Here is a 26452-nt window from a genome sequence, read left to right as displayed (position 1 = left end):
GGCGGCCAGGTGACGGTGGAACAGTGGAGACGAGCACCACCGTGACCGCCGACCGGGCCGGGATCCGTACGCTCGTCGGTGAAGGGGCAAGGCCAGAGCCTGCGGGCGGCGGCGGAACGAGGGTGGAGCGGTGAGCGCGGCATTCGACGGCAGCGGCTACCGGCGACGGGTGCTGGCTGCGCTGCGCGCCCGGACGCCGGTCGACACCGCCGACCCCTTCCTGATCGCGGACCTCGATCCCCGGCGCGAGCACACCGACTCGGAGGTGGCCGCGCAGCTCGCCCGGGTGGTCGCCTTCCTTCAGCGCGAACGCAACTCGGCGAAGTACGCGGCGCTTGCGACCGAGCTCGTCCGGCGGCGTGGTGAATGGGAGACGCCGCTGCTGGACGGTGACCTCCGGATCCGCCTGCAGGCCCGGGTGCTTGACGCGCGGCGCAGCGGCGACGCCGAGCGGCTCGCCAAGCTCGACGGCTACCTCGTCACGCTTCGTGATCGTTTTGGTGGTATCCCCGCATCCCGGATCGCGGGCCTGCGCCGCCTCGCCACCGCCGCCGGCGTCAGCGATCCGGAGTTCGACGCCCGGCTGGCCCGGGAGAAGGTCCTACCCGACGGTGACCAGGGCGGGGCCGCGCCGCTCGCCCCCGAGGTCCGCAGCCAGATCCGGCAACGCCTCGAGGACCTTCGGGTGCTGCGTGGCGGTGACCTGGTCGGCACCGCCTCGCTGTGGGACTTCCTGGGGGTGGCGCCGGACGCCGGGCCCCAGCGGATCCGGGCCGCCTGGGAGTCGGTCGCCGCCGGCAACGCCCGCCGCCCGCACGACCGGGAGAAGACCCTCACGGCCGACCTGCTCGCGATGGTGCGGTCCCGGCTGATCGAAAGCGACCCCGCCCCCTACACCGCCGGCCTGTCAGCCGACGTCGCGGACGAGCTGCGGCCGGCCGTCGAGGAGCACGTCGTACTCGACGGGGAGCTGACCGCGGTCGCCTACGAAGGGCTGGTCCGGGCGGCGCTGGCCGCGGGCCGTGGCCTCGGCACCGAGCAGGTGAAGAGCGTCATCATCGGCATCGCCCGCGATCTCGGCGCCGCCGTGAGCACCGGCGGCGCCGTCGACTACGTGCTGTGCCCCGGCTGCGGGCGTCCCGAGCCGGTCGGCGGGTCCACGACCTGCCGGTACTGCGACACACAGCTGTACACCGACTGCCCGGCCTGCGGCTCGCTCACCGAGGCGGCGGCCGTGACCTGCCGGCGATGCGGGTACAGCCTGCGCCAGGTCAGAGCCGCCGGTGACGCGCTGACCGTCGTTCGGCAGGCGCTTGAGGACGGCCGGCCCCGGGCCGCCCGGGACGGTCTGAGCCGGGTCCGCGCGGCGCTGGCGGCAGCCGGACCGGCCGCGGGCAACAGCGCGGCCCAGGCGGCGGACGAACTGGACTCCCTGGTGCGGGCCGCGCTCGCGGCGACCGAGGCGGGCTGGCGCGCCCTCGCCGAGGAACGTGCCACCCTGCGCCCGGACGCGGCGGTCGAACGCGCCCGCTGGCTGGTGGCCCGCGCCGCCGACGTCCCCGGGCCGGACGGCCGCCTGCCGGCCGAGGTGCTCGGGGAGCTGACCGCGGAGCAGGCGGTGATCCGGCGCCGGGTCGAGGCCGCGCGGGCCCTGTCGTCGGACCAGCAGGAGGCGGCGCTCGTCGCGGTCCTGGCCACCGCGGCGGACAGCCATGACGCGCTGGCCGCGCTGGCGGCGCTGCCGCTGCAGCCGCCGACCGACCTGACCTCCGTGCTGGCGGACGACGCCGTCCTGCTGCGATGGCGGCCGTCCGCGTCCGCCGGGCCGGTCAGCTACCGGGTGGAGCGGATCGTCGTCGACCCGGGCTCGGGCCAGGTCGACCGGCGGGCGTTGGGCACGACCGGCGCCACCGAGCTCGCCGACTCCGGCGCGCCGGCGTGGCGAACGGTGCGCCACGAGGTGACGGCGCTGTCCGGGGAACGGCAGTCCAGACCGGTGAGCACCGCGCCGCTCATCGCCGTGCGTGACATCGCCGACCTGCGGGCCGAGGCGACCCCGACCGGCGTCCGTCTGACCTGGCGGCCGAGCGGGCCGGCGGACACCGTGACGATCGAGCGGATGGTCGACCCGGAGTCCACCGTCACCACGCCGCCCCGCCGGGCCCGGGTCACCGGCAGCAGCTTCCTGGACCCTGACGTGCTGCCGGGCGTGGGCTACCACTACCGCGCGTTCGTCGAGTACGTGGACGTCGACGGCAACGCCGCCCGCACGGCGGGCGCGCAGGCGGAGTTCGGGGTGGTCACCCGCCCGCGGCCGGTGACCGATCTGCTGGCCGGCGCCGAGCACGACCAGATCGCGTTGCGCTGGACCGCCCGGACCGGTGCGCAGGTGCGGGTGTACGCGGTCGCCGTACCGGTCGATGCCGCGGCTGGCGCCGCGGGTGTGATCGGCGTGTCGGGCGGGATCGGCGTGTCGGGTGTGCCGGGCGTTGGCCCGACGATCGCCGGTGTGGGTTCCGGGCCGTTGGCGCTGCTGGGACCGGAGGGCACGGAAGTACCGCTGGCCGAACTGCTTCCGCCGCTGCGGCTGGTCGGCGCGAGCCGGCACGGCCAGCTGCGGGACGCCGCTGTCCAACGTGACCACGGGGCGAGTGAACTGATCTACGTGCCGGTCACGGTCGTCGGTGAGATCGGCATCATCGGGCGGTCGGTCCGGCACCGACTGGCCGCGCCCCCGGTCGGGCCGCCGGCCGCGCCCGCTCCGCCGATGTCACCGATGTCACCGATGTCGCCGTTGTCGCCGATTGATCATTCCTCCGGCCGGGTCGCCTCCCCACCGATCGGCCGCGCCCCGCTGCCAGCCGTCTCGCCGGGCACCCAGCCGGTGGTCATCGACGTCACGCCGGCGCCGACCCCGACCCCGACGGCGCCTGCATCGCCGATGCCGGTGCAGGCGCCGGTGCCAGTGCCGGTGGCGCCTGTACCACCGATGCCGGTGCCATCACCGGCGACAGCGCTGATCGAGCCGCGCAGATCCGCTCCAAGCGGGGTTCCGGGCATACCGCACCCCGCCGAGCCCCTGATGGCGTCGGCGCGGGTGGACGCGGATCTCGCCGGTGTCGCGCCGGCCACGGGTGCGTACCGGGTGCCGGCCGGGCCGCCGACGGTCGGTATGCCCGGTCCGGCGACGGCGGGCATGCCTGGACCCGCGACGGTTGGTATGCCCGGTCCGGCGACGGCGGGCATGCCTGGTCCGGCGACGGTTGGCATGCCTGGGCCGGAAACGGTCGGTATGCCTGGGCCGGCGACCGTCGACATGCCGGTCACCGAGATCTCGGGCGCGGGCGGTGACGCCGGGCCGCAACAGGCCAGGCCGGGTGCGACGCCGCCGGAATGGCGGCCTGACGTGGCAGCCGCCGCCGCGGCGGCCCCCCCGCCCAGCCAGCCCACCGGGCAGGTGGTCATACCGGATCTGAATGGGCTGACCTCGGTGTCGTACTCCGTGGCGAAGGCGGGCTGGCGGCGCCGGACGCTGCGGGTGCAGGTGCGGTCCACCGGGCCGGTCCCTCGACTCGTGCTCGTCGCCCGCCCCGGGGAGGAACCGCCCACGACGCCGGCCGAGGGGCAGGTTCTCGCGGAGCTGCAGGCGGCGTCGGACGCGGGTTCGTGGACGATGGAGGTCACGCTCGAAGGCGCGCAGCTTCCGTGGGGTATCCGCCTTCTCCCGGTGGTGACGCCGGACGGGCCGGCGCTGTGGGTCGACCATCCCGAGGACGTCCAGCTCGTCATCCGCTGACATCGCCTACCGGCTCCGGGTAGGTCGCGCATCAAAGCACATTCGCGGTTCGGCGGCGGCGTCTCGGTCGAACCGCGACGAATTTCTCCCGTTGTCGACCGGGTGGACCGCGACCCGGACATCATCCACACCGTTGTGTATCCGTTACTTAAACCGACGGTGATTGGGCTGCGGATGATCTCAAGTTTTTCTTTCGTCGCGCCAGATATTTTCCGGTAGGACCACCCCCGTTCTGGTTAGTCCCTTACGATGAGCCCAATCACTCATACGGAGTATGGCCGGATTCATCCGTGATCCGGCCGGTGTAGCCGGAGAATCCGTCGGACTCGGTCGGCTCTGGCACCGATGCGGCGCGCTGGGATCTCGCCACGGCGGTGGTGGCCCGGAGGGGACGAGCCGTGGGCTGACCCGTGATCGGGTCTGCCGCGTGTGCCGGGTGCCGTTTGTCCGCCGATGATCCACGCCACGACCGAAAGGCGGCGCGCGAGCATGGCCCTGACATCCGGCGGCCGACCGACCCCTCAGGTCGACCGCTCATCCCGAACCGGCTTCCGCCGGAATTCCGAGAACACCCCACGGTTTCGTCGACCAGGCCCTCGGTGGCACGGGTCCGGCCGCGGGGCGCGGCTGGGGCTGCTGGTCGTGACCGCCCTGCTGTTGCCGCTGGGGCTGGTCGCCCCGGTGCCGGCCGGCGCGGCTGGTACCGCGGCGAGCGCCTCCCCGAGCCCGGCCAGCTCGGCCGGCGCGGTGGATGCCCGTCCGGTACCGGTGACCGGCATGACGGCGAACACGGACACCGACGGCCAGCCGAGTCTCACGGTCGTGCTCTTCGACGGTGACATCGTGCTGGTCGGGGGGCGCGGGTTCAGCCCCGGCCGCGACGTCGCCGTCACCGCCGCCACCGCCGAGCTCGGCGGTTCCGCGACGGCTCAGCCTGGTACGGACGGCCGCTTCATTCTCGGGTTCCAGGTGCCTGCCGGTTTCTCCGGCCGGGTGACGGTGACCGCCAGGCAGGACGCGCTGGAGGTGAGCGGCACTCTCGACGTCGTCGACGCGGAGCTGACCGCACCGGCGGCCGAGACGCAGGGCACCGTGACGTCGGAGCCGGTGGCCGCCGAGCCGACCGCGACGCCGGCGCCGTCCACCGGCGAGGCGCCGAAGCCGTCGGCGCGCACCGGGTCGACGCCCGCCACGCCCGGGAAGCTCTCCGGGCTGCCCTGGATGTCGGGTGTCTACCCGTCGCACATCCTGGCGCAGGTGCTGTCCTTCGGTAACTGGCGCGGTCGGGCGAACGACGTGGCGCATGTCTTCACCGTCCGGAGCAAGGGTTGGTCCGCGATGGTCGAGCCGCGCTGGCCGCTGGACCTGTACAAGGGCTTCCAGGGCACGCTGATCATCAGCCAGCCGACCTTCCCGAAGGGGCAGGGCAACAACGCGGCGTGTGCCCGGGGTGAATACGACAAGTACTGGAAGACGTTCGGCACCTTCCTGAAGAACAATGGCCGGGCCGCATCCATCGTCCGGATCGGGTGGGAGTTCAACGGGACCTTCATGTACTGGCATGCGGACAACGCGGGCACCGAGTTCCGTGACTGCTTCCGCAAGATCTCCACGGCCATCCGCTCCACGGATCCGGAAGTGAAGATCGACTGGACGTTCAACGCGCATGCCTCGCCGGTGCCCAAGACCGGGACTCCGTGGGCCGCCTACCCCGGGGACGAGTACGTCGACTATGTGGGCATCGACTCCTACGACTGGTTCCCGGCCTCGAGGACCGAGGCGGAGTGGAACAAGCAGTGCAACACGCCGAACGGTCTGTGCTATCTCATCAACTTCGCCCGTGAGCACGGCAAGAAGGTCGGCGTCGGAGAGTGGGGTGTCGCCTCGTGCAGCCGCGGCGGTGGCGGCGACAACCCCTTCTACATTCAGAAGATGTACGACACGTTCAAGGCGAACGCCGATGTGATGGCGTACGAGGCGTACTTCCATGACGCCGCTCCCGGGAACGTCTGCTCGACCATTCAGAACGGTGGTCAGAACCCGAAGGCCGGCACCCTCTATCGGAAGTTGTTCGGCTCCGTGTGATCTGGTCCGATCACACCGGCGGGTGCGAGCGGATCCACGGCGGGTGGCCGGATCCGACCGGATCTCTGACCGGAGCGGTTCGGAGCGGTCCGGGGTGTGAACCTCCGGCTCCGCCCGGTGGGTGACAACGACATGTCGGTGAAACGGGCCGTCGCCTCCTGTCAGGGGCGGCGGCCCGTTTGCCGTCGGACAAGGAGTTGTCCACCCAGTCGTCGTGTGGTGTTTCGTCCCGGATCGGTGAAAGGTCGGGGTACCGTCAGCGCCACGGGCCCCAGGCCCCGCCGGAGGCCCTGCGACCTGCACGGTCGCGCCCTCGGCCTCACCGTCGGATCGATCTGACAGGAGCGCGCAGTTTGCGTCATTTCAGCTTCCTCGACGGCGATACGGCCGGGGCGCTGTTCCACCGCGCTCCCCAGGAGATCGTCACGGGCGACGACCGTCGGCTGGTGGCCACCGCCCTCGGCGCGACCCTCTACGCCCCGGGTACCAGGCCGCGCCTGGCCAGGGACGTCCGGCGGCAGGTGGCGGCCGGGGTGACCTCGATGGTCCTCTGCCTGGAGGACGCGATCGCCGACCACGAGGTGGTCGACGCCGAGGACAACGTGATCGCGGCCCTGACGGAGCTCGGCAAGGATCCGCCGACCTGTGGCGATGGCGTGCCGCTGCTGTTCATCCGGGTACGAACCGTCACCCAGATGTCGACCCTGCTGGCCCGTATGGGCGAGGCGGCCCGCGGACTTCTCGCGGGTTTCGTGCTGCCGAAGTTCGGCATCGAGAACGGCGAGGCGGCGCTGGAGGAGGTGCTGCGCGGTTCGGAGGTTCTCGGCCGCCCGCTGTGGGCGATGCCGGTGCTGGAGAGCCCGTCGGTCATTTTCCGCGAAACCAGGGTCGACGCGTTGGGCGGGGTGCGGCGCCTGATCGACAAGCACGCGGACAACGTGCTGGCGGTGCGGTTGGGGGCCACAGATCTCTCCGGGCTGTTCGGGCTTCGTCGTGACCGGGACCTCACGATCTACGACATCGCCGTCGTGCGGGACTGCATCGCGGACATCGTGAATATCTGCGCCCGGGGCGGCGACCATGTGGTCACCGGGCCGGTCTGGGAGTACTTCGCGCAGCCGGAGCGTTTGTTCGTCAGTGCACTGAGAGTCACGCCGTTCGAGGAAGCGGACCTGATCGAGGGCAGCGAGCGCGGAGCGCGTATCCGGTCCGAGCTCGTCTCGGCCGACCTGGACCGCCTCATTCGCGAGGTCGTTCTCGACAAGGCAAACGGCCTGATCGGCAAGACGGTGATCCATCCGAGCCATGTGCCGGCGGTACAGGCGCTCCACGTGGTCACCCAGGAGGAGTACGAGGACGCGGAGGTGATTCTTGCCGGCGACGCGGGCGGGGTTCGGGCCAGCAGCTATGAGAACAAGATGAACGAGCTTCGCCCGCACCGGTTGTGGGCCGAGGCCGTCCGGCGCCGCGCGCGGGCCTTCGGTGTGCTGCGCGAGCACCTGACCTTCGTCGACGTCTTGGCGGCCACTCAGGACGCACTCCGTTGACGGCGGTGATGCCCGGCGAGGGCACCCGCAACGGCGCGGCAGGGCAGCCGGCCGATCACCTGGCCGACCCGCCGGCGCAAACCCCGGCCGCGAACCTGGCCGCGAACCTGGCGGACGAGGACTGGCTGTGGGAGGCCCTGGGCCTGGGCGTGGAGATCCGCGGCGGCGAGCCGGCCGACGAGCTCGACGAGCTGGCCCTGCGCCGATTGGTGGGACTCGCGCTGCGGCGTAACCCCCGGCGCGCCCATCTGCTGGTCAGCCGGGTGCTCGGCAAGCATCTCCCAGTGCCACCCGAGGTCGCGCTCGACGCCGGCGCCCGCCTGGCCGCGCTGGTCCGGGCGCTGCCCGAGCCGGGCCGGTGGGCCGGGCCGGGGCCCGCGGCGGCGCCGGTGCCGATCGTCATCGGTTACTGCGAGACCGCCACCGCGCTGGGCCACGCCGTCGCCGACGGACTGCCGAACAGCCACTACCTGCACACGACGCGCCGGCAGGTCCCGGGCAGTACGCCGCTGCTGGAGTTCGTCGAGTCCCATTCGCACGCGACCCACCACTGGCTCATGCCGCAGGACCCGGAGGTGCTGGCCCAGCCCGGGCGGCTGCTCCTCGTCGACGACGAACTGTCCACCGGGCGTACCGCGCTCGGCACCATCCGCATCCTGCACGCGTTCGCCCCCCGGACGGACTACGCGGTGGCCGCGCTCGTCGACGCCCGGCCACCGGCCGCACGGGCCGCCTTCGCGGCGCTCGCCGCCGAGCTGGGGGTGCGCATCGACGTCGTCTCGCTGGTCGCTGCGACGGTCGCGGTGCCGGTGGACGTCACCGAACGGGCCACCCGCATCCGCGGCAGCGTCGGCACCGCCGCCGCGCCCGAACCGGCACCCGGACCCGCGGCCGACGGCTCGGCACGCGCCGCCGCTGGCGCTGACATCGCCGCTGGCGCTGATGCCGCCAGTGGCGCCGCCGGCGACGCGGGTTCCGCCGGCCCGGCTGGCGCGGTCACCCGGGTCACGGTGCCCTGGCCCGCCGGTCTGCCGGACGGCGCGCGGCACGGCTGGTCCCAGCACACCCGGGAGCGGCTCACCGCGGAGCTCCCCGCCGTGGCCGACGAGGTGCTGGCCGGCATCGGCGCCGCCCGCGGCGGTGACCCCAACGCGGGCGGGGACATCCTGGTCCTGGGCACCGAGGAGCTGATGTACGTGCCGATGCGCCTCGCGCAGTGCCTGGCGGAGCGCACCGAACGCCGGATCTTCTACCAGTCGACCACCCGCTCGCCGGTGCACCCCCTCGACGTGGACGGGTACGCCATCCGATCGGCGCTGACCTTCCCCGCGCCGGACGACCCATCCCGGGTCAGCCACGTCTACAACGTGGCGCCCGGACGCTACGAGGACATCGTGGTCGTCGTCGACGCGGCACTGGACGGCCGCGGGCCCGTGCCCGGCGCCCCCGCCGTGGACGGCCTCGTCGTGGCGCTCGGTGCCTGCGCACCGGTGACCGTCGTGACCATTCCCAGCCACGTGCCTCCCCGCCCCGCGCCGGCGGCTGGCGGGCACCCCGCGGAAGGTGCCGTATGAGCTTCTCCCAGCCCCTCGGGCCCGGCGGCCGGCCGCTGATCGGTTCCGGCTCCTACCTGCCCGAGGACGTCACCTTCCTGCTCACCGACCTGAGCGACGCGAACCTCGAACGGCCGACGGAGGACCGGGAGGAGGGCTTCCAGTCCGGCCGGCACTACTCCGAGGACCTGCCGATCGAATACCAGCCCGATGCCGCGTACCTGGACATCTACCGGCAGGCGCTGGAACGTTCGGCGCGGCGGGTGGCGCTGGCCACCGGGATCGTGGCCGAGCTCGTCCGGCACACCAAGCCGGCTCCGGTGCTCGCGTCGATCGCCCGGGCGGGCACGCCGATCGGCATCCTGATGCGGCGCTGGTACCTGTTCCGGCACGGCCTCGACGTCCCGCACTACGCGATCTCGGTCATCAAGGACCGGGGCCTCGACCTGAACGCGGTGCGCCACATCACCGACCGGCACGACCCCGAGGCGGTCCAGTTCGTCGACGGCTGGACCGGCAAGGGCGTGATGACGAGGGTGCTGACCGACGCGGTGCGCGGGCTCGGGCCCGACCTGCGCCTCGACGAAACCCTCGCCGTGCTCGCGGACCCGGCCCGGTGCGTGCCGCTGTTCGGCACCCGCGACGACTTCCTGATCCCCAGCGCCTGCCTGAACTCGACCGTCAGCGGCCTGGTCAGCCGCACTGTCCTGAACGCCGAGCACATCGGCCCGGACGACTTCCACGGCGCGAAGTTCTACCGGGAGCTGGCCGAGCACGACCTGTCGCAGCACTTCGTCGACACGATCGTCGGCTGGTTCGACGACGTCGCGGACGAGGTCGACCGTGAGTGGCCGCGGCTGTGGTCCGCCGACCGCACACCGACCTGGGACGGCTGGGCCGCGGTCGAGCGCATCGCGGACCAGTTCGACATCCCGGATGTGATCATGGTGAAGCCCGGTGTCGGGGAGGCCACCCGGGTGCTGCTGCGCCGGGTGCCGTGGCGCATCCTGGTCGCGCCCGACCGGCTCGACGAGCTCGCCCACGTGCTCGCGCTCGCGCAGGCGCGCGGAGTTCCGGTGGAGGAGATGGCGGATCTGCCGTTCTCCTGCGTCGGCCTGGTCCGGCCGGTCCGCACCGAGTCCGGTGACGGGCCGGTGTTCCACACGCCGGCGGCGCGTTGGCGGCCGGTGGCATGACGACCGTCAGCACCGCTGCCGGGGCCGGCACGGGCGCCGGCGCCGGCACCGCCCTGCTCGCCTGCGACCTCGACCTGACGCTGATCTTCTCCCGCAGGCACTTCGGGCTGGCGCCCGGCGCCGCGGAACCCGAGGTCACCGGAGTCGAGCAGATCGACGGCGCCGCTTACTCGTTCTCCAGCGACGTGAGCCTGCGGCTGCTGGCCGACCTGCACCGGACGGCGGTCTTCACCCCGGTCACCACCCGCACCCTCGCCCAGTACCAGCGGGTCGACCTGGGGCTGCGGCCCCGGTACGCGGTCGCGGCCAACGGCGGGCACCTGCTCGTCGACGGTGTTCCCGATCCGGTGTGGGCCGACGAGATCGCCGGGCGCCTCGCCGACGGGTGCGCCCCGCTGGCCCAGGTGCTCGAACTGGCCGAACGGCTCGGGACGCAGGACTGGGCCCGGCTGGTCCGGGTGGCCGACGACCTGTTCGTCTACCTGGTCGCGCACAGCCGGGAGATGATTCCGGACCTGTCCGAGGTCGCCGCCGAGGTGGCCGCCGCCGGGTGGTCGCTGTCGTCCCAGGGGCGCAAGGTCTACCTGGTTCCGGGACCGCTCACCAAACAGGCGGCGGTGGCGGAGGTCGCTCGCCGCGCCGGTGCGTCCCGGGTGTTCGCCGCCGGTGACTCCGTGCTCGACATGCCGATGCTGTCCGCCGCCGACCGGGCGGTGCGCCCGGCGCACGGTGAGCTGCACGAGCTGGGCTGGGCGGCGCCGAACCTGACGGTGACGAGCGGGACCGGGCTGCTCGCCTCCGAGGAACTCCTCGGCCTGCTGCACTCCTGGGTGCGTGCCGGACAGCCGTCCACCGCCTGACCGCCTGACCGCCTGACCGCCCGTCGCCCGTCGTCTGTCCGGTGGCGTCTGTCCGGTGGCGTCCGTCCGGCACCGGACGGTTCTTCGGTCGCCGGACCGTCCGCCGCCCGCGGTGCACCGCTCGCCGCTCGAAGGCCGTGCGGGCCTGGGACGTACCGGGGACGTCGTGATACACCGTGGAAACACGGGGGTTGACCACGCAGACGCCTGTGGGAGGAAATCCATGGCCGCGACAGACACGGGCGATGCCAACCGGGCCGGTGCCGGCTCCGCCGGCGGTGAGCTGGAGGCCGAGCTTGCGCGGCTGCTGGCGGTCGAGAGCTTCGACCCGCCGGCCGGTTTCACGCCGCGCCAGCCCGAGCAGGCCGATGCGCGGGACGCGGCCGCGGATCCGGTCGGGTTCTGGGCGGCGAAGGCCCGGGAGCTGCTGAGCTGGGACAAGCCGTTCACCCGGGTGCTCGACGACACGAACCCGCCGTTCTACCGCTGGTTCGACGACGGCGAGCTCAACGTGTCGGCGAACTGCCTGGACCGCCATGTCGCGGCCGGGCTGGGGGAGCGGGTCGCCTACCACTGGCGCGGGGAGGAGGGCGAGCGCCGGGACGTCACGTACGCCGAGCTGCTCGCCGACACGCAGAAGCTGGCCAACGGCCTGCTTTCGCTGGGCGTCGCCGCCGGTGACGTGGTCGGCATCTACCTGCCGATGATCCCCGAGGTCGCGGTCGCGATGCTGGCCTGCGCCCGGATCGGCGCGGTCCACAACGTGGTCTTCGGCGGGTTCGCGCCGTCGGCGGTGCGGGAGCGCATGGAGGTCTCCGACGCGAAGGTGCTGATCACCGTCGACGGGGCGCGCCGCAAGGGCCGCACGGCGGCGGTGAAGGCCGGCGTGGACGAGGAGATGGCGGACCTGCCGAAGCTGGAGCACGTCGTGGTCGTGCGCTCCACCGGCCCGGTCGGCGGGGTCGAGACGGCGATGCGCGCCGGGCGGGACGTCTGGTACGACGAGCTGCTCGCCGCGGCGGACCCGGTGTGCCCGCCGGCGCCGCTCGGCGCCGAGCACCCGCTGTTCATCCTCTACAGCTCCGGCTCCACGGCGAAGCCGAAGGGCATTCTGCACACGACCGGCGGCTATCTGCTCGGCGCGACCTACACCCACCGCGCGGTGTTCGACCTCGACCCGGAGACGGACGTCTACTGGTGCTCGGCCGACGTCGGCTGGATCACCGGGCATTCCTACATCGTGTACGGACCGCTGTCGAACGGCGTGACGAGCGTGATGTACGAGGGGGCGCCGGACTATCCGGACTTCGACATCTGGTGGCAACTGATCGCCGAATACAAGGTCACCATCTTCTACACCGCGCCGACGGCGATCCGGGCGTGCATCAAGTGGGGCGCCGAGTACCCGGCCCGCCACGACCTGTCCTCGCTGCGGGTGCTCGGCTCGGTCGGTGAGCCGATCAACCCGAAGGCGTGGCTGTGGTACCACGAGGTGATCGGCGGCGGGCGCTGCCCGATCGTGGACACCTGGTGGCAGACCGAGACCGGCTCGATCATGATCTCGCCGATTCCGGGGATCACCTCGACCAAGCCAGGGTCGGCGACCAGGCCGCTGCCCGGCATCACCCCGGCGCTGCTGACCGAGGACGGTGAGCCGCTGGCCGAGGGCACCGGCGTCCTGGTGATCACCAGTCCGTGGCCGTCGATGCTGCGCACCCTCTACCGCGACGACGAGCGGTTCGTCCAGACGTACTTCTCCCGCTTCGGCCCGCGGACCTACCTGGTCGGGGACGCGGCGCGCCTCGACGCCGACGGGTACTTCTGGATCATCGGCCGGATCGACGACGTGATCAACGTGTCGGGTCATCGGCTGTCCACCGCCGAGGTCGAGTCGGCGCTCGTCTCGCACGAGGCGGTCGCCGAGGCCGCGGTCGTGGCCCAGGCCGACGCCGACACCGGCCAGGCCATCGTGGCCTTCGTGACGTTGCGCGGTGACCAGGTCGGCGACGACGACATGATCGCGGAGCTTCGTGACCACGTGGCCCACCGGATCGGCAAGCTCGCCCGTCCGCGGCGGGTGATCTGGGCGGAGGACCTGCCCAAGACCCGCTCCGGGAAGATCATGAGGCGGCTGCTCCGGGACGTCGCCGAAGGCCGTGAGCTCGGCGATGTCACGACCCTGCGCGACCCGTCGGTCATGGCCGCACTCGCGGCGAAGGTCGCCACCGCCCCGGACGAGTAGCCGTCCTGGGCGGATAGCGGCGAAGTTGTTCCCGCTTCTTTACCGCCGCGCCGAACCCGGGTGCGGGAAGTTCATGCTCCCTGTTTAGGCTTCCCGTTTCGTGAGAGCGCTGCGCCGATTCACTGTCCGTGCCCAGCTCCCAGAGCAGCTCGCTGCTCTGGGAGAGCTGGTTCTGAACCTTCGCTGGTCGTGGCATCCGGATACGCTGGACCTGTTCGAGTCCGTCGATCCGGAGCTGTGGCGGGCCTGCAAGGGCGATCCTGTCCGGCTGCTCGGAGAGGTCGACCACGACCGTCTCGTGGCGCTCTCGACGGACCGGAAGTTCCTTCGCCGGCTGTCCGACGCCGCGGACGACCTGCAGGACTACCTGACCACCGATCGCTGGTACCAGAAGCAGGCGATTGCGGACGCTCCGCGCGCCATCGCCTATTTCTCGCCGGAATTCGGCATCACCGAGGTGCTGCCGCAGTACTCCGGTGGTCTGGGGATCCTGGCCGGCGACCACCTGAAGACCGCGAGCGACCTCGGGGTGCCGATCATCGGGGTCGGCCTGCTCTACCGGGCCGGCTACTTCGTCCAGTCGCTGTCGCGGGACGGCTGGCAGCAGGAGCGCTACCCCGGGATCGACCCGCACGGCCTGCCGCTGACCCAGCTCACCGACTCGGGCGGCGTGCCGGTGAAGGTCGCCGTCGGCCTGCCCGAGGGCCGCACCCTGCACGCGCAGATCTGGAAGGCGCAGGTCGGACGGGTTCCGCTGCTGCTGCTGGACTCGGACGTCGAGGACAACTCCTCCGCCGAACGCAGCGTCACCGACCGGCTCTACGGCGGTGGGACCGACCACCGGCTGCTGCAGGAGATGCTGCTGGGCATCGGCGGCGTCCGGGCGCTGCGGGCCTACTCCGCGGTCACCGGGGAACCCGCCCCGACCGTCTACCACACCAACGAGGGGCACGCCGGCTTCCTCGGGCTGGAGCGCATCCGCGAGCTGACCGAGACCGGCCTGAGCTTCGACGAGGCCCTGGAGGCCGCGCGCGCGGGCACGCTGTTCACCACCCACACGCCGGTGCCGGCCGGTATCGACCGCTTCCCCAAGGACCTGGTCGCGCGGCATTTCGGTGGCGACAACACCTGGCCCGGCGTGCCGGTCGAGCGGGTCCTCGAACTCGGCGCCGAGCCTGACCCCAACGTGTTCAACATGGCCCACATGGGCCTGCGGCTCGCCCAGCGCTCCAACGGCGTCAGCAGCCTGCACGGCATCGTCAGCCGTGAGATGTTCGCCGCGCTGTGGGCCGGCTTCGACCACAGCGAGGTGCCGATCGGCTCCGTCACCAACGGCGTGCACGCACCGACCTGGGTGTCCCGCGCCGTCGTCGAGCTCGCGGACCGTCAGACCGGTCCCGGCCTGCTCAGCGGTGACGCCGCCGGCTTCGCCCAGTTCGACCGGGTGTCCGACGAAGCGATCTGGGCAACCCGCCGCGAGCTGCGTGAACAGCTCGTCGCCGAGATCCGGCGCCGGGTGCGCGCGTCGTGGCTGCAGCGCGGTGCCGCGCCGGGCGAGCTCGACTGGGTCGAGTCGGTGTTCGACCCCGACGTGCTCACGATCGGCTTCGCCCGCCGGGTGCCGTCCTACAAGCGGCTGACCCTGATGCTGCGCGACTCCGAGCGGCTCAAGCGCCTGCTGCTGCACGCCGAGCGCCCCGTCCAGATGGTCATCGCCGGCAAGGCGCATCCCGCGGACGACGGCGGCAAGCTGCTCGTCCAGCAGATCGTGCAGTTCGCCGACAGCCCCGGCGTGCGGCACCGGATCGTCTTCCTGCCGGACTACGACATCGGCATGGCCCGCTACCTCTACGCCGGCAGCGACGTCTGGCTGAACAACCCGCTGCGCCCGCTGGAGGCGTGCGGCACGTCCGGGATGAAGGCCGCCCTCAACGGCTGCCTGAACCTGTCCATCCGGGACGGCTGGTGGGACGAGATGTTCGACGGCCAGAACGGCTGGGCGATCCCGACCGCGGACGGTGTGGAGGACCCCGACCGGCGCGACGACATCGAGTCGGCGGCCCTGTACGACCTGCTGGAGAACACCGTCACCGCGCGCTTCTACGACCGGCCGGTGCCGTCGGCCCACCCGCCGCGGTGGACGGCGATGGTCAAGCACACGCTGTCGACCCTCGGGCCGCAGGTGCTGGCCACCCGCATGGTGCGCGAGTACGTCGAGCGCTACTACGTGCCGGCCGGCCGCTCCGCCAGCCAGGCGACCGAGCATGACCTGGCGGGTGCCCGTGATCTCGCCGCGTGGAAGCAGCGCGTGCGCGCGGGCTGGTCGGGCGTGCGGGTGCTCAACGTCGACTCCGCGGGACTCGGCGACACCCCCCAGGTGGGCCAGTCGCTGGTCGTCCGGGCGACCGTCGACCTCGGCGGCCTGGACCTCGCCGACGTCGACGTGATCGCCTCGTACGGCCGGGTGGACGAGACCGACCGCATCCTCACCGCCAGCACCCTCTCGCTGCGCGAGGTGGGCGAGGGCGAGGGTGAGGGCGGCCACGGCCACCGCTTCGAGGGCACCATCCCGTTGGGGCGGACCGGTCCGTTCGGCTACACGGTGCGGGTGCTGCCACGCCACCCGCTCCTCGCGAGCCCGGCCGAGCTGGGCCTGGTCACCAACCCCTGACCGAGGTTCGCTACTGCGCCGCCGGCCCGGGCTGTTCGGCTGGCCCGGGCTGTTCGGGCTGTTCGGGCTGTTCGGGCTGTGCCGCTGGCTCGCCTGGCTCGGTGATCCCCGTGTCCGCACCGGATGCGGGGATCACCGTGGCGCGGCGCGCGGGCAGTGCCCGCAGGACGACGACGGCGTGGCCGCGGACGAGCAGGGTCTCCCCGGGGCCGAGCGACCGCCGCGGTGCGTCGATCGTGCCGGGGAAGCCGGCGAGGTCGTCCTCGGCGGTGTCCAGCAGCAGCTCGTAGCCGGCGGCCCACGGTTCGCCGGGAAGCACGAGCGGTCCGTCCACGCCGTCGGGATGGATCACGAGCAGCAGGCTGTCCCCGGCGATCGGCTGCCCGGCCGGATCGGACCACTCGATCGACGTGCCGGCCAGGTGGGCCACCAGGATCGCCACCTGTGGGGCGTTCCAGTCCGCCGGTGACATCACCGCGCCGTCCGCCCGCAACCAGGTGATGTCCGGCAGGATGTCGCCGTCGACCGCCCCACCGCGGAAGAACCGCTCCCGGCGCAGCACCGGGGACGTCCGCCGCAGCCTGGTGAGCCCGCTGACCAGGGCGAGCAGCGCCGGGTCCGAGCCGGCCGGGTCCACATCGACTGGGTCTGAGCCGTCCGGGTCTGAGCCCGCCTGGGCCGGGCCAGCCGCCGGTGTCTCTCCGTCCGCCGGTGTCTCCCTGTCCGCCGGCGCCCGCACGTCCGTGGACCAGGCCGGCCAGGCCAGCCAGGAGACCGGGTTGTCCTGGCAGTAGGCGTTGTTGTTGCCTTGCTGCGAACGTCCCAGCTCGTCGCCCGCCACCAGCATCGGCACGCCGGCGGACAGCAGCAGCGTGCTGATCAGCGCGCGCCGCACCCGCCGGCGGGTCGCCAGGATCTGCGGGTCGTCGGTCGGGCCTTCGGCGCCGAAGTTCGCCGACCGGTTCTCCGACTCGCCGTCCCGGTTGCCCTCGAGGTTGGCCTCGTTGTGCTTCTCCCGGTACGAGACGAGATCCGCGAGCGGGAAGCCGTCGTGTGCGGTCACGAAGTTCACCGAGGCCCAGGGCCGGCGGCCGTCGTGCTCGAACAGGTCGGACGAGCCGGTGACGCGGTACCCGAGATCGGCGACGCTTCCGGTGCGCCCGCTGAAGACGTCCCGCACCGTGTCGCGGTACCGGCCGTTCCACTCCGACCACGGTGCGGGGAACGCACCGACCTGGTAGCCGGCCCAGCCCAGGTCCCAGGGCTCCGCGATCAGCTTCACCGAGCCCAGGAGCGGATCGGCGTGGATCGCGGTGAGCAGGGGAGCGGCCGGGTCGTAGCCCTCCGGGGCGCGGGCGAGCGCGGTGGCGAGATCGAACCGGAACCCGTCGACCCCCATCTCGGCGACCCAGTACCGCAGCGAGTCGCAGATCAGCTGCACGGCATAGGGGGACGTCGGGTCGACGGTGTTGCCGCAGCCGGTCACATCGCGGTAGCGCCGCGGGTCGTTGGGCTCCAGCCGGTAGTACTCGGCGTTGTCGAGGCCGCGCAGGCTGAGCGTCGGCCCGCGCTCGTTGCCCTCGGCGGTGTGGTTGTAGACGACGTCCAGCAGTACCTCGAGGCCGGCCTCGTGCAGCGCCGCGACCATGGCGCGGAACTCGCCCACCGGGTCCGCGGTGGCCGCATAGCCCGGATGGGGGGCGAAGAAGCCCAGCGTGTTGTAGCCCCAGTAGTTGGTGAGTCCCTGCTCGAGCAGCGACATCTCGGAGATGTGGGCGTGGACGGGCAGCAGCTCGACGGCGGTGACCCCGAGTTGGCGCAGGTGGTCGATGACCGCCGGGTGCGCCAGGCCCGCGTAGGTTCCGCGCAGCGGCTCGGGCACGGCGGGGTGGCGCCGGGTGAAGCCGCGGACGTGCATCTCGTACACGATCGTGTCGGACCACCCGATGCCCGGCCGGTTCGCGGTGGGGTCGGGGCCGGTGGCCGTCCCGGTGACGACGCCTTTCGGCACATACGGCGCCGAGTCGCGGTCGTCCGGTTCGCGCCCGTACGGATCACCGTCGGAGTACCCGTGCACCGCCGGATGCGGCACGAAGTCGCCGGTCACCTGGCGCGCGTACGGGTCGAGCAGCAGTTTCGCCGGGTTGTAGCGGTAGCCGAGCTCCGGCGCGTACGGGCCGTGCGCGCGCAGGCCGTAGAGCTGGCCCGGGCGGACCCCGTCGAGGTAGCCGTGCCAGACGCCGCCATCCCGCTCGGGCAGTCGGTGCCTGCGCTCGCCGGTGCCGTCCACGTCGTCGAAGAGGCAGAAGTCGACGGCTTCGGCGTGCGGTGCGGCGACGGCGATGTTGACGCCGGCCCCGTCCCAGCGGACGCCGAGCGACTGCGCGCTGCCGGGACGGATCATGGCTTCGACGCTAACGCGGGCGAGCCGGCTGGTCCTGGAAACGTGTCCTGTCGGTCAGACAAGTGAGATGCGTCACTTCCTTGCTTGGATCCTTGTTCGGATCGACGCGGTCCGGGGTTCGCTACTTACCCGCCGTGATCACACCGGCCGCCGCCGGCCTGCCTCGGGTCGAGGTGGGCGCTACGGGTGGAGGCGGGTGGAGGCGGGTGGCTGCGGGTTGCCCATCGTCGGCTGCCATGAAACCGGCGGCGAGCGGTGACCCTCGACGCTGTCCGCCCCGCCGACGGGGCCGGCTCGGCTAGGGTTTGCCAGGTCCCCGAGGGGTCACGGCACAGTCACGGTCCCGGCTGTGGTCGCGGCCACGGTGCGGATGCGCGGCCCACGGTTTCACGGCGAGGTGGAGGTTCGGGATGGCGCTCGTGCGGCTGGAGGTCGCCGACGGAGTCGGGACGGTCAGGCTGGATCGTCCGCCGATGAACGCGCTGAGCGCCGCGCTCACCGCCGACCTGCGGGTCGCGGTCCAGGAGGCCACCGAACGTCGCGACATCCGTGCGGTCGTCCTTTACGGCGGCGAGAAGGTGTTCGCCGCGGGGGCGGACATCAAGGAGATGGCCGGGCTGGACGTCGCCGGCATCGCCAGCTGGGTCCGTGATCTGACCGGTGTCTTCGAGCTGATCGCGCGGATCCCGAAGCCGGTCATCGCCGCCGTCACCGGCTGGGCCCTCGGCGGCGGGCTGGAGCTCGCGCTGTGCGCCGACTTCCGGGTCTTCGCGGACAACGCCAAGGTCGGCCTGCCGGAGATCACGCTCGGTGTCATCCCCGGCGCCGGCGGCACGCAGCGGCTGCCCCGGCTCGTCGGTCCGGCCCGAGCGAAGGACCTGGTGTTCAGCGGCCGGCAGGTGCGCGCCGCCGAGGCGGAGGCGATCGGCCTCGCCGACCGGGTCGTGCCCGCCGGCGAGGTGTACGCGGAGGCTCTGCGGCTGGCGGGGCGGTATGTGGCCGGCCCGGCGCTGGCCCTCGCGGCGGCGAAGCAGGCGATCGACGACGGCTCCGAGCTCGCCCTCTCCGAGGCGTTGCGGCTGGAGTCGGCCCTGTTCGTCGGCCTGTTCGGCACCGAGGACCGCAGGCTGGGGATGGACTCGTTCATCGCGAACGGCCCCGGCAAGGCCGACTTCGTCGGGCGGTAGACCCGCCCTCGGGGGCCTGGTCCGTCGGAGAACTGAGGATTTCGGTCGTTGTGACGACCATGATCCTCAGATCTTGACCGGTAGCCGCGCCAGTCGGTGCCGCAGCCCGAAGGCGCGGGCCGGTGGGACCGCGGTGCGCAGCCTGGGCTCAGCGCATGGCCAGGTCGGCGAGTACCGGCTTGTGATCACTGCCGAACTCGGAGCCGACCTGGTAGCCGGTGATCGCGAAGGCCGGTGAGGCCAGGATGTGGTCGATCCGGGCGATCGGCGGAACCGCGAACATGCTCGCGTTCCAGGTCGGGGTCCACCCCGCGCCCACGACGTCATGCGCGTCGCGTACGCCGGCGGAGACCAGCTCACGCAGCGGCCGGTTGTCACGGGTCGCGTTGAAGTCCCCGGCGAGAACAACCGGGAGGCTGGACGCCTCCACCTCCGTCCGCAGGTGGTCAAGCTGGTCGCGCCATGCCCGCGCGTACTCCCCGCTCGTCGGCGCGATGGTGTGCACGGCGTGGACGACGAACGACCGGCGCTCGTCGACCCGCACCGTCGCCCGCAGCGAGGCGTACCCGGCGACCTCGGGCGTCGCCGCGTCCGAGAGCGGGAACCGGGAGAACACCGCCGCGCCGAAAGCGCCCTCCTGGGGGTGGACCTCCGAATAGCGGTAGTCCGCGAGCGCACCCGAATCGCGCAGCTTCGTCAGCGTCAGCGGCGAGAGCTCGACGAGGACGAGGACGTCCGGGCTGGCGCGGCGGATCTGGTCACCGAGGCGGCCCGCCTCGGCGTTGTGGTACAGCAGGTTCGCCGTCATCACCCGCAGCCGGGCCGAGCCCTGTGGGGCGTTCTCCGGACCGCCCGGGAAGAGCTCCGGCACCGCCCAGAACAGGTGTGCCACCGCGACCAGGCCGCAGAGCATCATGAGGCGGCCGCGCCGCAGCGCGAAGCCGACGGCCAGGGCGGCGTACACGGGCAGATAGAGCAACGGCGTCAGCGCGTTGGCCACCGTGTAGGGCCAGGTGATCGCGTCGTCGAGGTGGACGAGCCGCCCGACCGCGATGATGGCGAGAACGGCCGTGACGAGCCACGCGGCGGCGACCAGCAGCTCCCGCCCCGTCACAGTGGACGGTGCGGTGCCACCGCTTCCCCCGGCGCCCCCGCGCCGTCCCGCCGGGCCGCCGGAACCGCCACCGCCGGTACCGCCACGGCCGCCGCCGGCACCGGTCGGTCCGACGGCGGGGACCGCCGGTGTGCCACCGGTGCCGCCCGTGCCACCGGTGCCGCCTGGCTGGTCGCCGTCGCCACCGGCGGCCAGGCGGCCGCCTGCTGAGGGGGCGCGCAGGCCCAGGCGCCGGCCGACGTCCTTCGCGAGACTCACCCGACAAGCGTGACTGGTCACCGCGTAGCGCCCGGCAGTGGGTCGGACGGAGCATCCGCCGCGGGTCGGACCGGAGCGTCCGGCGCGAGTTCGCCGTGGTCGTTTCGTGGTGGTCGTTTCGCGGCTGCGCCGGCCTGGGGGAGGGCGTGGGCGGGTCTGGCGGCCGGTCAGCCCCTGGCGGCCTGTCAGCCCGTGGTGACCCGCGGCTGCTCCCGGCCGCGATCCACCACGTCGCTGACCCGGTTGCGCCATTCGCGCGCGGCGACCACCTTGGAGAATCCGGCGATCGCCTCGTCCAGCTCGGTGAGCTTGTTGGTGATTCGGGTCGACGAGACCGACCCGGCCAGTTCGACTGCCTGGTAGCCGGCCTCGATCGCCGCCTCCAGATCGGGCCGCGGCCGCCGCAGGTAGGACAGCGCGAGGTCCGCCTCGGCGTAGGCACGGCTGCGGGCGCGGGCCTCGCCCTGCAGGTAGCGCGCCTCCAGCAGCCGTTGCTCCGCGACGGCGGACTTTCCCAGCAGCATGAAGCAGTGGCCCTGGCACTCGGCGACGTCGCCGGAGTTGTAGTGCCCGGCCCAGGACGGCGCCTCGCCCGGCTCCCGCGAGATCACCCGTTCCATCTCCGCGAGCGCGCGCATGCAGCCGGACTCGTCGCCGTTGCGGGCCAGGGCCCAGGCCAGCCGGTCCTGCAGCATCGCCTGAACGGGGGGTGCCGACTGCCGCGCGGCCCGGTCGATGGCCGCGCGGGCGAGCGCCAGGCTGTGCCGATGGTGCCCCAGCGCGGCGGCCTGGTCGCTCATGGCCGAGAGAACCCTGCCGGCCATCATGACGTCCTCGGCGTGCTCGGCGAGGCTCAGCGCCTGGATGTAGTAGCGCTGAGCGAGGGCGTGGCGGTTGCAGTCCTGGGCGAGCCAGCCGCTGAGCTGCGCCAGCTCGGCGAGTGCGCTGAAGGTGTCGGTGTCGGCGGGGCCGTCCACCGCGGCCCGGGTCCGGTCGTGCAGGAAGGCGACGACCTGGGGGCGGATCTCGCTGCTGCCGAACCGGGCGTCGAGCCGGCGGAAGGTCGCCGTCATGTCGCGGATCATCGCGCCCCCGGACGGGGACGCGGGTGTGCCACCCGTGATGCGGCTGATGACACCGGTCAGGCTGGAAAGAACCGGGTCGGCGAAGGCGGTGGCGGCGAACGCCGCCCCGTCGTGGAGCACGTCACGTCGCCGCATGTCTCGTCCTGAAAGTCCCGCGAGTGTCCTCAGGGTGTCGTCAGGCAGGTCTGCGACGGCGAGGCCCAGGTCGTCGCGTTCGTAGCCCTCGCCTCGCCAGCCGAGGTCGGCCGGCGGAACCGGATAGCCGACCACGGCGGAGAGTTCCGCGGCGGCCAGCTCCGCGACCATCGGGTCCCGCGGCTTCATGCCGCGCCGCCAGTGGCCGACGGTGGTCCGGGCGAGCCCGAGCTCGACGCGGCGCTGTGTTCTGGCGCGGTTGTTGACCTGGCGGGCGAAACGGGTGTCGGAGATCCCGGCCTCGGCCAGCAGGCGGGCGAACAGACCCGGTGCGGCCGGATCGCGGTCGGTCGCGGTGGCTCCGGTCGCCGTGGTCCCAGCTGCGGAGGCGCCAGCTGCGGCGGTCCCAGCCGCGGAGGTCCCGGTCGTGGTGGCGGCTTTGGTGGTAGCGGTGGTGCTTCTGACGGCGGGCTGCCGCGGCGCTCCCGCCGCTGGGCGTGTCGCCGACTGCCGCGGCGCGCCGGCCTGTTTCTCCGGCCCCGTGGAGGTGCGGCCCGACCGGCCCGGATTCCCCGGCCGCCGCTGCTCCGGGGACGCCTTGGCAGTGAGCTCGTCCGTGACCATGTCTACGTCTCCCCCGTCTACGTGGGCGTGGCCGGAGGGCCTCCGTTGTCGGCCCGCGACGACCTCACAGGGCAGAAAGTAGCCGATCGGTCACGCATTTAGGAAGGGGGTGTGCATTAGAGGGACACAATGCACGGTCATGCCGGGACTGGGGACCCTTGTACTTTCTGCGCCCGCACCGACGACGGCGGGAAGGGTGGGCGACATGGTGGCCCGCGGTATGTGGCACCTCACAGTTCCACGCCCTGGTCGAAGGTGGAGCCGACCGCCGTCATCCCGGCCGCGCCAGCGGTATCCGGTGGGAATCTCCTGACTGTGTAGGGACATCCCGTTGGTGTGGCGTGTTCCGGTCGTCCGGTCCATGTCCGCGGATGTCGTCCAGGGGGCGCGGGCGCCCCGGGGAACGGCCCCGGGGGCCGCTGTGCCGGGGCCGGGATCATCGGGCACGTGCGCGCGTCAGATGCGACGATGCGGGGAGGAGCGACATCGATTTTGCTGGCTACGGAGGCCCCAAGGCGTGAACATCGTCGTTACCGTCAAGCAGGTTCCCGATACCTGGGCGGAGAAGAAGCTCGACGCCTCGGACAAGACCGTCGACCGCAAGAGCGTCGACAACGTCATGAACGAGATGGACGAGTACGGGGTCGAAGAGGCTCTGAAGATCAAGGAAGCCCACGGCGGCGAGGTGACGGTCGTCACGATGGGGCCCGAGAAGGCCGTCGAGACGATCCGCAAGGCGCTGTCGATGGGTGCGGACAAGGCGGTTCACCTCAGCGACGACTCGCTGCACGGCTCGGACGCGCTCGCCACCTCCGCCGCGCTCGCCAAGGTGATCTCCACCCTTTCGCCCGACCTCGTCATCACGTCGTCGGAGGCCTCCGACGCCCGTGGCGGTGTGATGGGTGCCCTGCTTGCGGAGCGGCTCGGGCTTCCGCAGCTCACCCAGGCCCGCAAGGTCACGGTCGACCCGGGCGCGGGCAAGGTCACGGTGGAGCGCCTCGCCGACAACGGCTACGCCCTGGTCGAGGCGGCTCTCCCCGCGGTCGTCGGCGTGGTTGAGAAGATCAACCAGCCGCGCTACCCGTCGTTCAAGGGCATCATGGCGGCCAAGAAGAAGCCGCTGACCAAGCTCTCGGCGGCGGACGCCGGCCTGGACGCGGCCTCGGTCGGCCTCGCCGGCGCAGCCTCCACGGTCGTTGAGTCGCAGCCGGCACCGCCGCGGCAGAGTGGCACCATCGTCAAGGACGAGGGCGACGGCGGCGCGAAGGTCGCTTCGTTCCTCGCGGCGCAGAAGCTCATCTGAGGAAGGCTGTTCGATGGCTGAAGTACTTGTTCTCGTCGAGCACACCGACGGTGAGCCGAAGAAGGTCACGGCCGAGCTGCTGACCCTGGCCCGCACCCTGGGCGAGCCGTCGGCGGTGTTCCTGGGCGCCCCGGGCACCCTCGCGAAGGCGAAGGACTACCTGGCCCAGTACGGCGCCGCGAAGATCTACGTGGTCGAGTCCGACGACGTCGCGAACTTCATCGGCGCGCCCGCGGCCGAGGTCCTGTCGAAGCTGGTCGCCGACACGTCGCCGGTCGCCGTGCTGGCCGCCGCGACGCCGGACTCCCGCGAGGTCGCGGCCCGCACCGCCGCCCGGACGGACTCGGGCCTGATCTGGGACGCGACCGCGCTGGCCCCGGACCTCACGGCCACCCAGGGCATCTTCGGCGGTTCGACGATCGTCAGCTCGAAGGTCACCAAGGGCACCCCGATCGTCGTCGTTCGTCCGAACTCCACCGCGCCAGAGGCCGCGCCGTCGACTCCGGCGGAGACCACGGTCGACATCGCGATCTCCGACGCCGCCAAGGGCGCGAAGATCGTGGACCGTGTCGTCGAGGCCAAGTCGGGCCGGCCCGACCTCACCGAGGCGCAGGTCGTGGTCTCCGGTGGGCGTGGTCTCGGTGCCGCCGAGCACTTCGGCCTGGTCGAGAAGCTGGCGGACACACTCGGTGCCGCCGTCGGTGCCTCGCGCGCCGCGACCGACGCCGGGTGGTACCCGCACCAGAACCAGGTCGGCCAGACCGGCAAGACCGTGTCGCCGCAGCTCTACATCGCGGTCGGCATCTCCGGTGCGATCCAGCACCGGGCCGGTATGCAGACCTCGAAGACGATCGTGGCCATCAACAAGGACCCCGAGGCCCCGATCTTCGAGTTCGCGGACTACGGGCTGGTCGGCGACCTGTTCAACGTCGTCCCGCAGCTCACCACGGAGATCGAGAAGCACAAGGCGGGCTGATCGCCCGATCCGGTGCTGTGTCCGGCCGGCCGCATCGACGGCCCGGGCGGGCAGGACGGCCGGGTGTGGTTCCTCCGACAGGGGGCCGCACCCGGCCGTCGGCATTACTGACTCCGCGCAGCTCTTCGCGGCCTCCTCGCTGCCTCATCTCGGCCCCTCGCCGACAGCTTCTCGGTTACGCTACGTAGCGATGGGGCGGCGGGAGGTATCTGAGTGTCACTACGTCACGGGCTGCTGGGCCTGCTGGCCGAAGGGCCGGCCAGTGGCTACGACCTCACCCGACGGTTCGAGCAGGTGCTGGGGGCAGTCTGGCCGGCCGGGCATCCCCAGATCTACGGCGAGCTGAGCCGCCTCGCCAGCGACGGACTCATCGAGATCGACAGTGAGGGGCCGCGTGGCCGCAAGGCCTACCGCATCACGGACGCCGGCCTGGCCGAGATCCGGCGTTGGCTGAGCGAGCCGTCCGAGGTCGACCACACCACCCGGCTGCAGCCGCTGCTGCGGTCCTTCTTCTTCTGGCTGATGGACCCGGGTGACCTCAACGCACATCTGGTGCGGGAGGCCGACTTCTTCGCCGCCGCAGCCAGCAGGTATCGGACGTACGCCGATGCCGCCGACCAGGGAAATGTGCCGGACACGCCACAACAGAGGTCACTGCGTATCGCGATAGAGGGCGGCGCGCGCCTGTACGAGGCGTTGGCCGCCTGGGCGCGCTGGGCGGCGCAGCGACCAGAGCTGGCGGGCGACCGCTCGCGCCGGTAGGCCGTTCGAGCCGCTGAACCATCCCGTGGGGATCGCACCGCGGTCCGTCCTGGCCGACGTCCGCACACCGGTGGGTTTGTAGCGGATTCGGCGTCCGCACGTTCATCGGAACGGACTGTTCACACATTCAGCGCGGACCGGGGCGGCACGTCGTGCGGATCGACCGGCTGCGCCCGGCGGGTCGACCGGGGGCCGCGAGCGCCGTGGGCGGCCGTTGCGCCAGGCCCGGTAGGCCGGCGATGCATGTGGCGGGCGGGGTGCGTCCACACCCCCGATCCCTCGTGTATAGTTCCTCCTTACCGCCTGATCGGAACGGAAGAACCGATGGTTGGCGGGCCCAGGATCCTCCGAGGGGGCGCAGACCCCCCGAGGACAGAGCCCGAAAACAGTGCGGTAAGGTTGGAAAGAGTGGCAGTCGCCGGCGAGTCCGGAGCGATTTGACACAAACCCGAAAGCATCGGTAACTTCACCGAGTCGCCGCAGCCGGGGCCGAAAGGCCGAACCGGATGAGGCAAAGGCAAAGTGGCAGAATCGCAAAACACGGCGATTTGACACAAGCCCGAAACACCCGGTACTTTAACCGAGTCGCCGCAGCCGGGGCCGAAAGGCCGAACCGGATGAGGCAAAGGCAGGGCGGAAAGTCGCGAAACACGG

At 72.1% G+C, this 26452-nt stretch carries 15 protein-coding genes; 12 read left to right on the top strand and 3 right to left on the bottom strand.

What is annotated here, in order from left to right:
* The first annotated feature begins 130 nt into the window (after positions 1-130).
* From AWX74_RS36040 to glgP, 8 genes are all read left to right on the top strand, one after another.
* Positions 131-3796, top strand: coding sequence for a hypothetical protein (locus tag AWX74_RS36040; protein WP_091286103.1), 3666 nt, complete (start codon positions 131-133; stop codon positions 3794-3796).
* Positions 3797-4438: 642 nt separating this feature from the next.
* A complete protein-coding gene (locus AWX74_RS36035; RefSeq protein ID WP_242666580.1) occupies positions 4439-5881 on the top strand; it encodes a glycoside hydrolase family 26 protein in 1443 nt (480 codons plus the stop codon).
* Between the two features lie 353 nt (positions 5882-6234).
* Positions 6235-7428 (top strand): HpcH/HpaI aldolase/citrate lyase family protein, encoded by a 1194-nt coding sequence (locus AWX74_RS36030; protein ID WP_091286096.1) that lies wholly within the window; start codon positions 6235-6237, stop codon positions 7426-7428.
* Positions 7425-9002 carry a phosphoribosyltransferase family protein gene (locus tag AWX74_RS36025; RefSeq protein ID WP_091286093.1) on the top strand — a complete coding sequence of 526 codons (1578 nt, stop codon included), beginning with the start codon at positions 7425-7427 and terminating at the stop codon, positions 9000-9002. Before AWX74_RS36030 ends, AWX74_RS36025 begins: the two co-directional genes overlap by 4 nt.
* Positions 8999-10177, top strand: a complete 1179-nt coding sequence (locus tag AWX74_RS36020; RefSeq protein ID WP_091286089.1) for a cysteine protease StiP family protein — start codon at positions 8999-9001, stop codon at positions 10175-10177. Before AWX74_RS36025 ends, AWX74_RS36020 begins: the two co-directional genes overlap by 4 nt.
* Entirely contained in the window at positions 10174-11037 is an 864-nt protein-coding gene (locus tag AWX74_RS36015; protein ID WP_091286143.1) for an HAD family hydrolase, read from the top strand. Before AWX74_RS36020 ends, AWX74_RS36015 begins: the two co-directional genes overlap by 4 nt.
* A gap of 223 nt (positions 11038-11260) precedes the next feature.
* Positions 11261-13279 carry an acetate--CoA ligase gene (gene acs / locus AWX74_RS36010; protein WP_091286086.1) on the top strand — a complete coding sequence of 673 codons (2019 nt, stop codon included), beginning with the start codon at positions 11261-11263 and terminating at the stop codon, positions 13277-13279.
* Between the two features lie 100 nt (positions 13280-13379).
* Positions 13380-15950: an alpha-glucan family phosphorylase gene (gene glgP / locus AWX74_RS36005; RefSeq protein ID WP_091286082.1), complete on the top strand. Its 2571-nt coding sequence runs from the start codon at positions 13380-13382 to the stop codon at positions 15948-15950.
* Between the two features lie 10 nt (positions 15951-15960).
* Here glgP and glgX read toward each other — a convergent pair whose 3' ends face one another.
* On the bottom strand, positions 15961-18354 hold the full coding sequence (gene glgX / locus AWX74_RS36000) for a glycogen debranching protein GlgX (protein ID WP_091286078.1): 2394 nt from the start codon (positions 18352-18354) through the stop codon (positions 15961-15963).
* Positions 18355-18764: 410 nt separating this feature from the next.
* On the opposite strand from glgX, the gene AWX74_RS35995 reads away from it, so the two are divergent.
* Positions 18765-19541: an enoyl-CoA hydratase/isomerase family protein gene (locus AWX74_RS35995; protein WP_091286074.1), complete on the top strand. Its 777-nt coding sequence runs from the start codon at positions 18765-18767 to the stop codon at positions 19539-19541.
* Between the two features lie 148 nt (positions 19542-19689).
* Here AWX74_RS35995 and AWX74_RS35990 read toward each other — a convergent pair whose 3' ends face one another.
* Together AWX74_RS35990 and AWX74_RS35985 are read right to left on the bottom strand one after the other, a co-directional pair.
* Positions 19690-20913: an endonuclease/exonuclease/phosphatase family protein gene (locus AWX74_RS35990; protein ID WP_242666579.1), complete on the bottom strand. Its 1224-nt coding sequence runs from the start codon at positions 20911-20913 to the stop codon at positions 19690-19692.
* Positions 20914-21098: 185 nt separating this feature from the next.
* Positions 21099-22757 carry an NsdA family TPR-like regulatory protein gene (locus AWX74_RS35985; RefSeq protein ID WP_091286071.1) on the bottom strand — a complete coding sequence of 553 codons (1659 nt, stop codon included), beginning with the start codon at positions 22755-22757 and terminating at the stop codon, positions 21099-21101.
* Between the two features lie 517 nt (positions 22758-23274).
* Between AWX74_RS35985 and AWX74_RS35980 the strand changes: the two genes are divergently transcribed.
* The 3 genes from AWX74_RS35980 to AWX74_RS35970 all read left to right on the top strand — a co-directional run bounded on the left by AWX74_RS35980 (position 23275) and on the right by AWX74_RS35970 (position 25798).
* Positions 23275-24060: an electron transfer flavoprotein subunit beta/FixA family protein gene (locus AWX74_RS35980; protein ID WP_006544089.1), complete on the top strand. Its 786-nt coding sequence runs from the start codon at positions 23275-23277 to the stop codon at positions 24058-24060.
* 13 nt (positions 24061-24073) lie between these two features.
* Positions 24074-25036, top strand: a complete 963-nt coding sequence (locus AWX74_RS35975) for an electron transfer flavoprotein subunit alpha/FixB family protein (RefSeq protein ID WP_006544090.1) — start codon at positions 24074-24076, stop codon at positions 25034-25036.
* 213 nt (positions 25037-25249) lie between these two features.
* Entirely contained in the window at positions 25250-25798 is a 549-nt protein-coding gene (locus AWX74_RS35970) for a PadR family transcriptional regulator (protein ID WP_091286067.1), read from the top strand.
* The last annotated feature ends 654 nt before the right edge of the window (positions 25799-26452 follow it).

Source organism: Parafrankia irregularis, assembly GCF_001536285.1.
GTDB classification, from domain to species: domain Bacteria; phylum Actinomycetota; class Actinomycetes; order Frankiales; family Frankiaceae; genus Parafrankia; species Parafrankia irregularis.
Note: the sequence above shows the minus strand (reverse complement) of the source record. Positions and strands in the feature narration are given on the sequence as shown.

What these genes read in the sequence shown, in the direction of transcription:
- AWX74_RS36015 (WP_091286143.1), top strand. Translation starts at nt 10,174, where the DNA reads ATGACGACCGTCAGCACCGCTGCCGGGGCCGGCACGGGCGCCGGCGCC.
- glgX (WP_091286078.1), bottom strand. Translation starts at nt 18,354, where the DNA reads ATGATCCGTCCCGGCAGCGCGCAGTCGCTCGGCGTCCGCTGGGACGGG.
- AWX74_RS35985 (WP_091286071.1), bottom strand. Translation starts at nt 22,757, where the DNA reads ATGGTCACGGACGAGCTCACTGCCAAGGCGTCCCCGGAGCAGCGGCGG.
- AWX74_RS35995 (WP_091286074.1), top strand. Translation starts at nt 18,765, where the DNA reads ATGGCGCTCGTGCGGCTGGAGGTCGCCGACGGAGTCGGGACGGTCAGG.
- AWX74_RS36020 (WP_091286089.1), top strand. Translation starts at nt 8,999, where the DNA reads ATGAGCTTCTCCCAGCCCCTCGGGCCCGGCGGCCGGCCGCTGATCGGT.
- AWX74_RS35975 (WP_006544090.1), top strand. Translation starts at nt 24,074, where the DNA reads ATGGCTGAAGTACTTGTTCTCGTCGAGCACACCGACGGTGAGCCGAAG.
- acs (WP_091286086.1), top strand. Translation starts at nt 11,261, where the DNA reads ATGGCCGCGACAGACACGGGCGATGCCAACCGGGCCGGTGCCGGCTCC.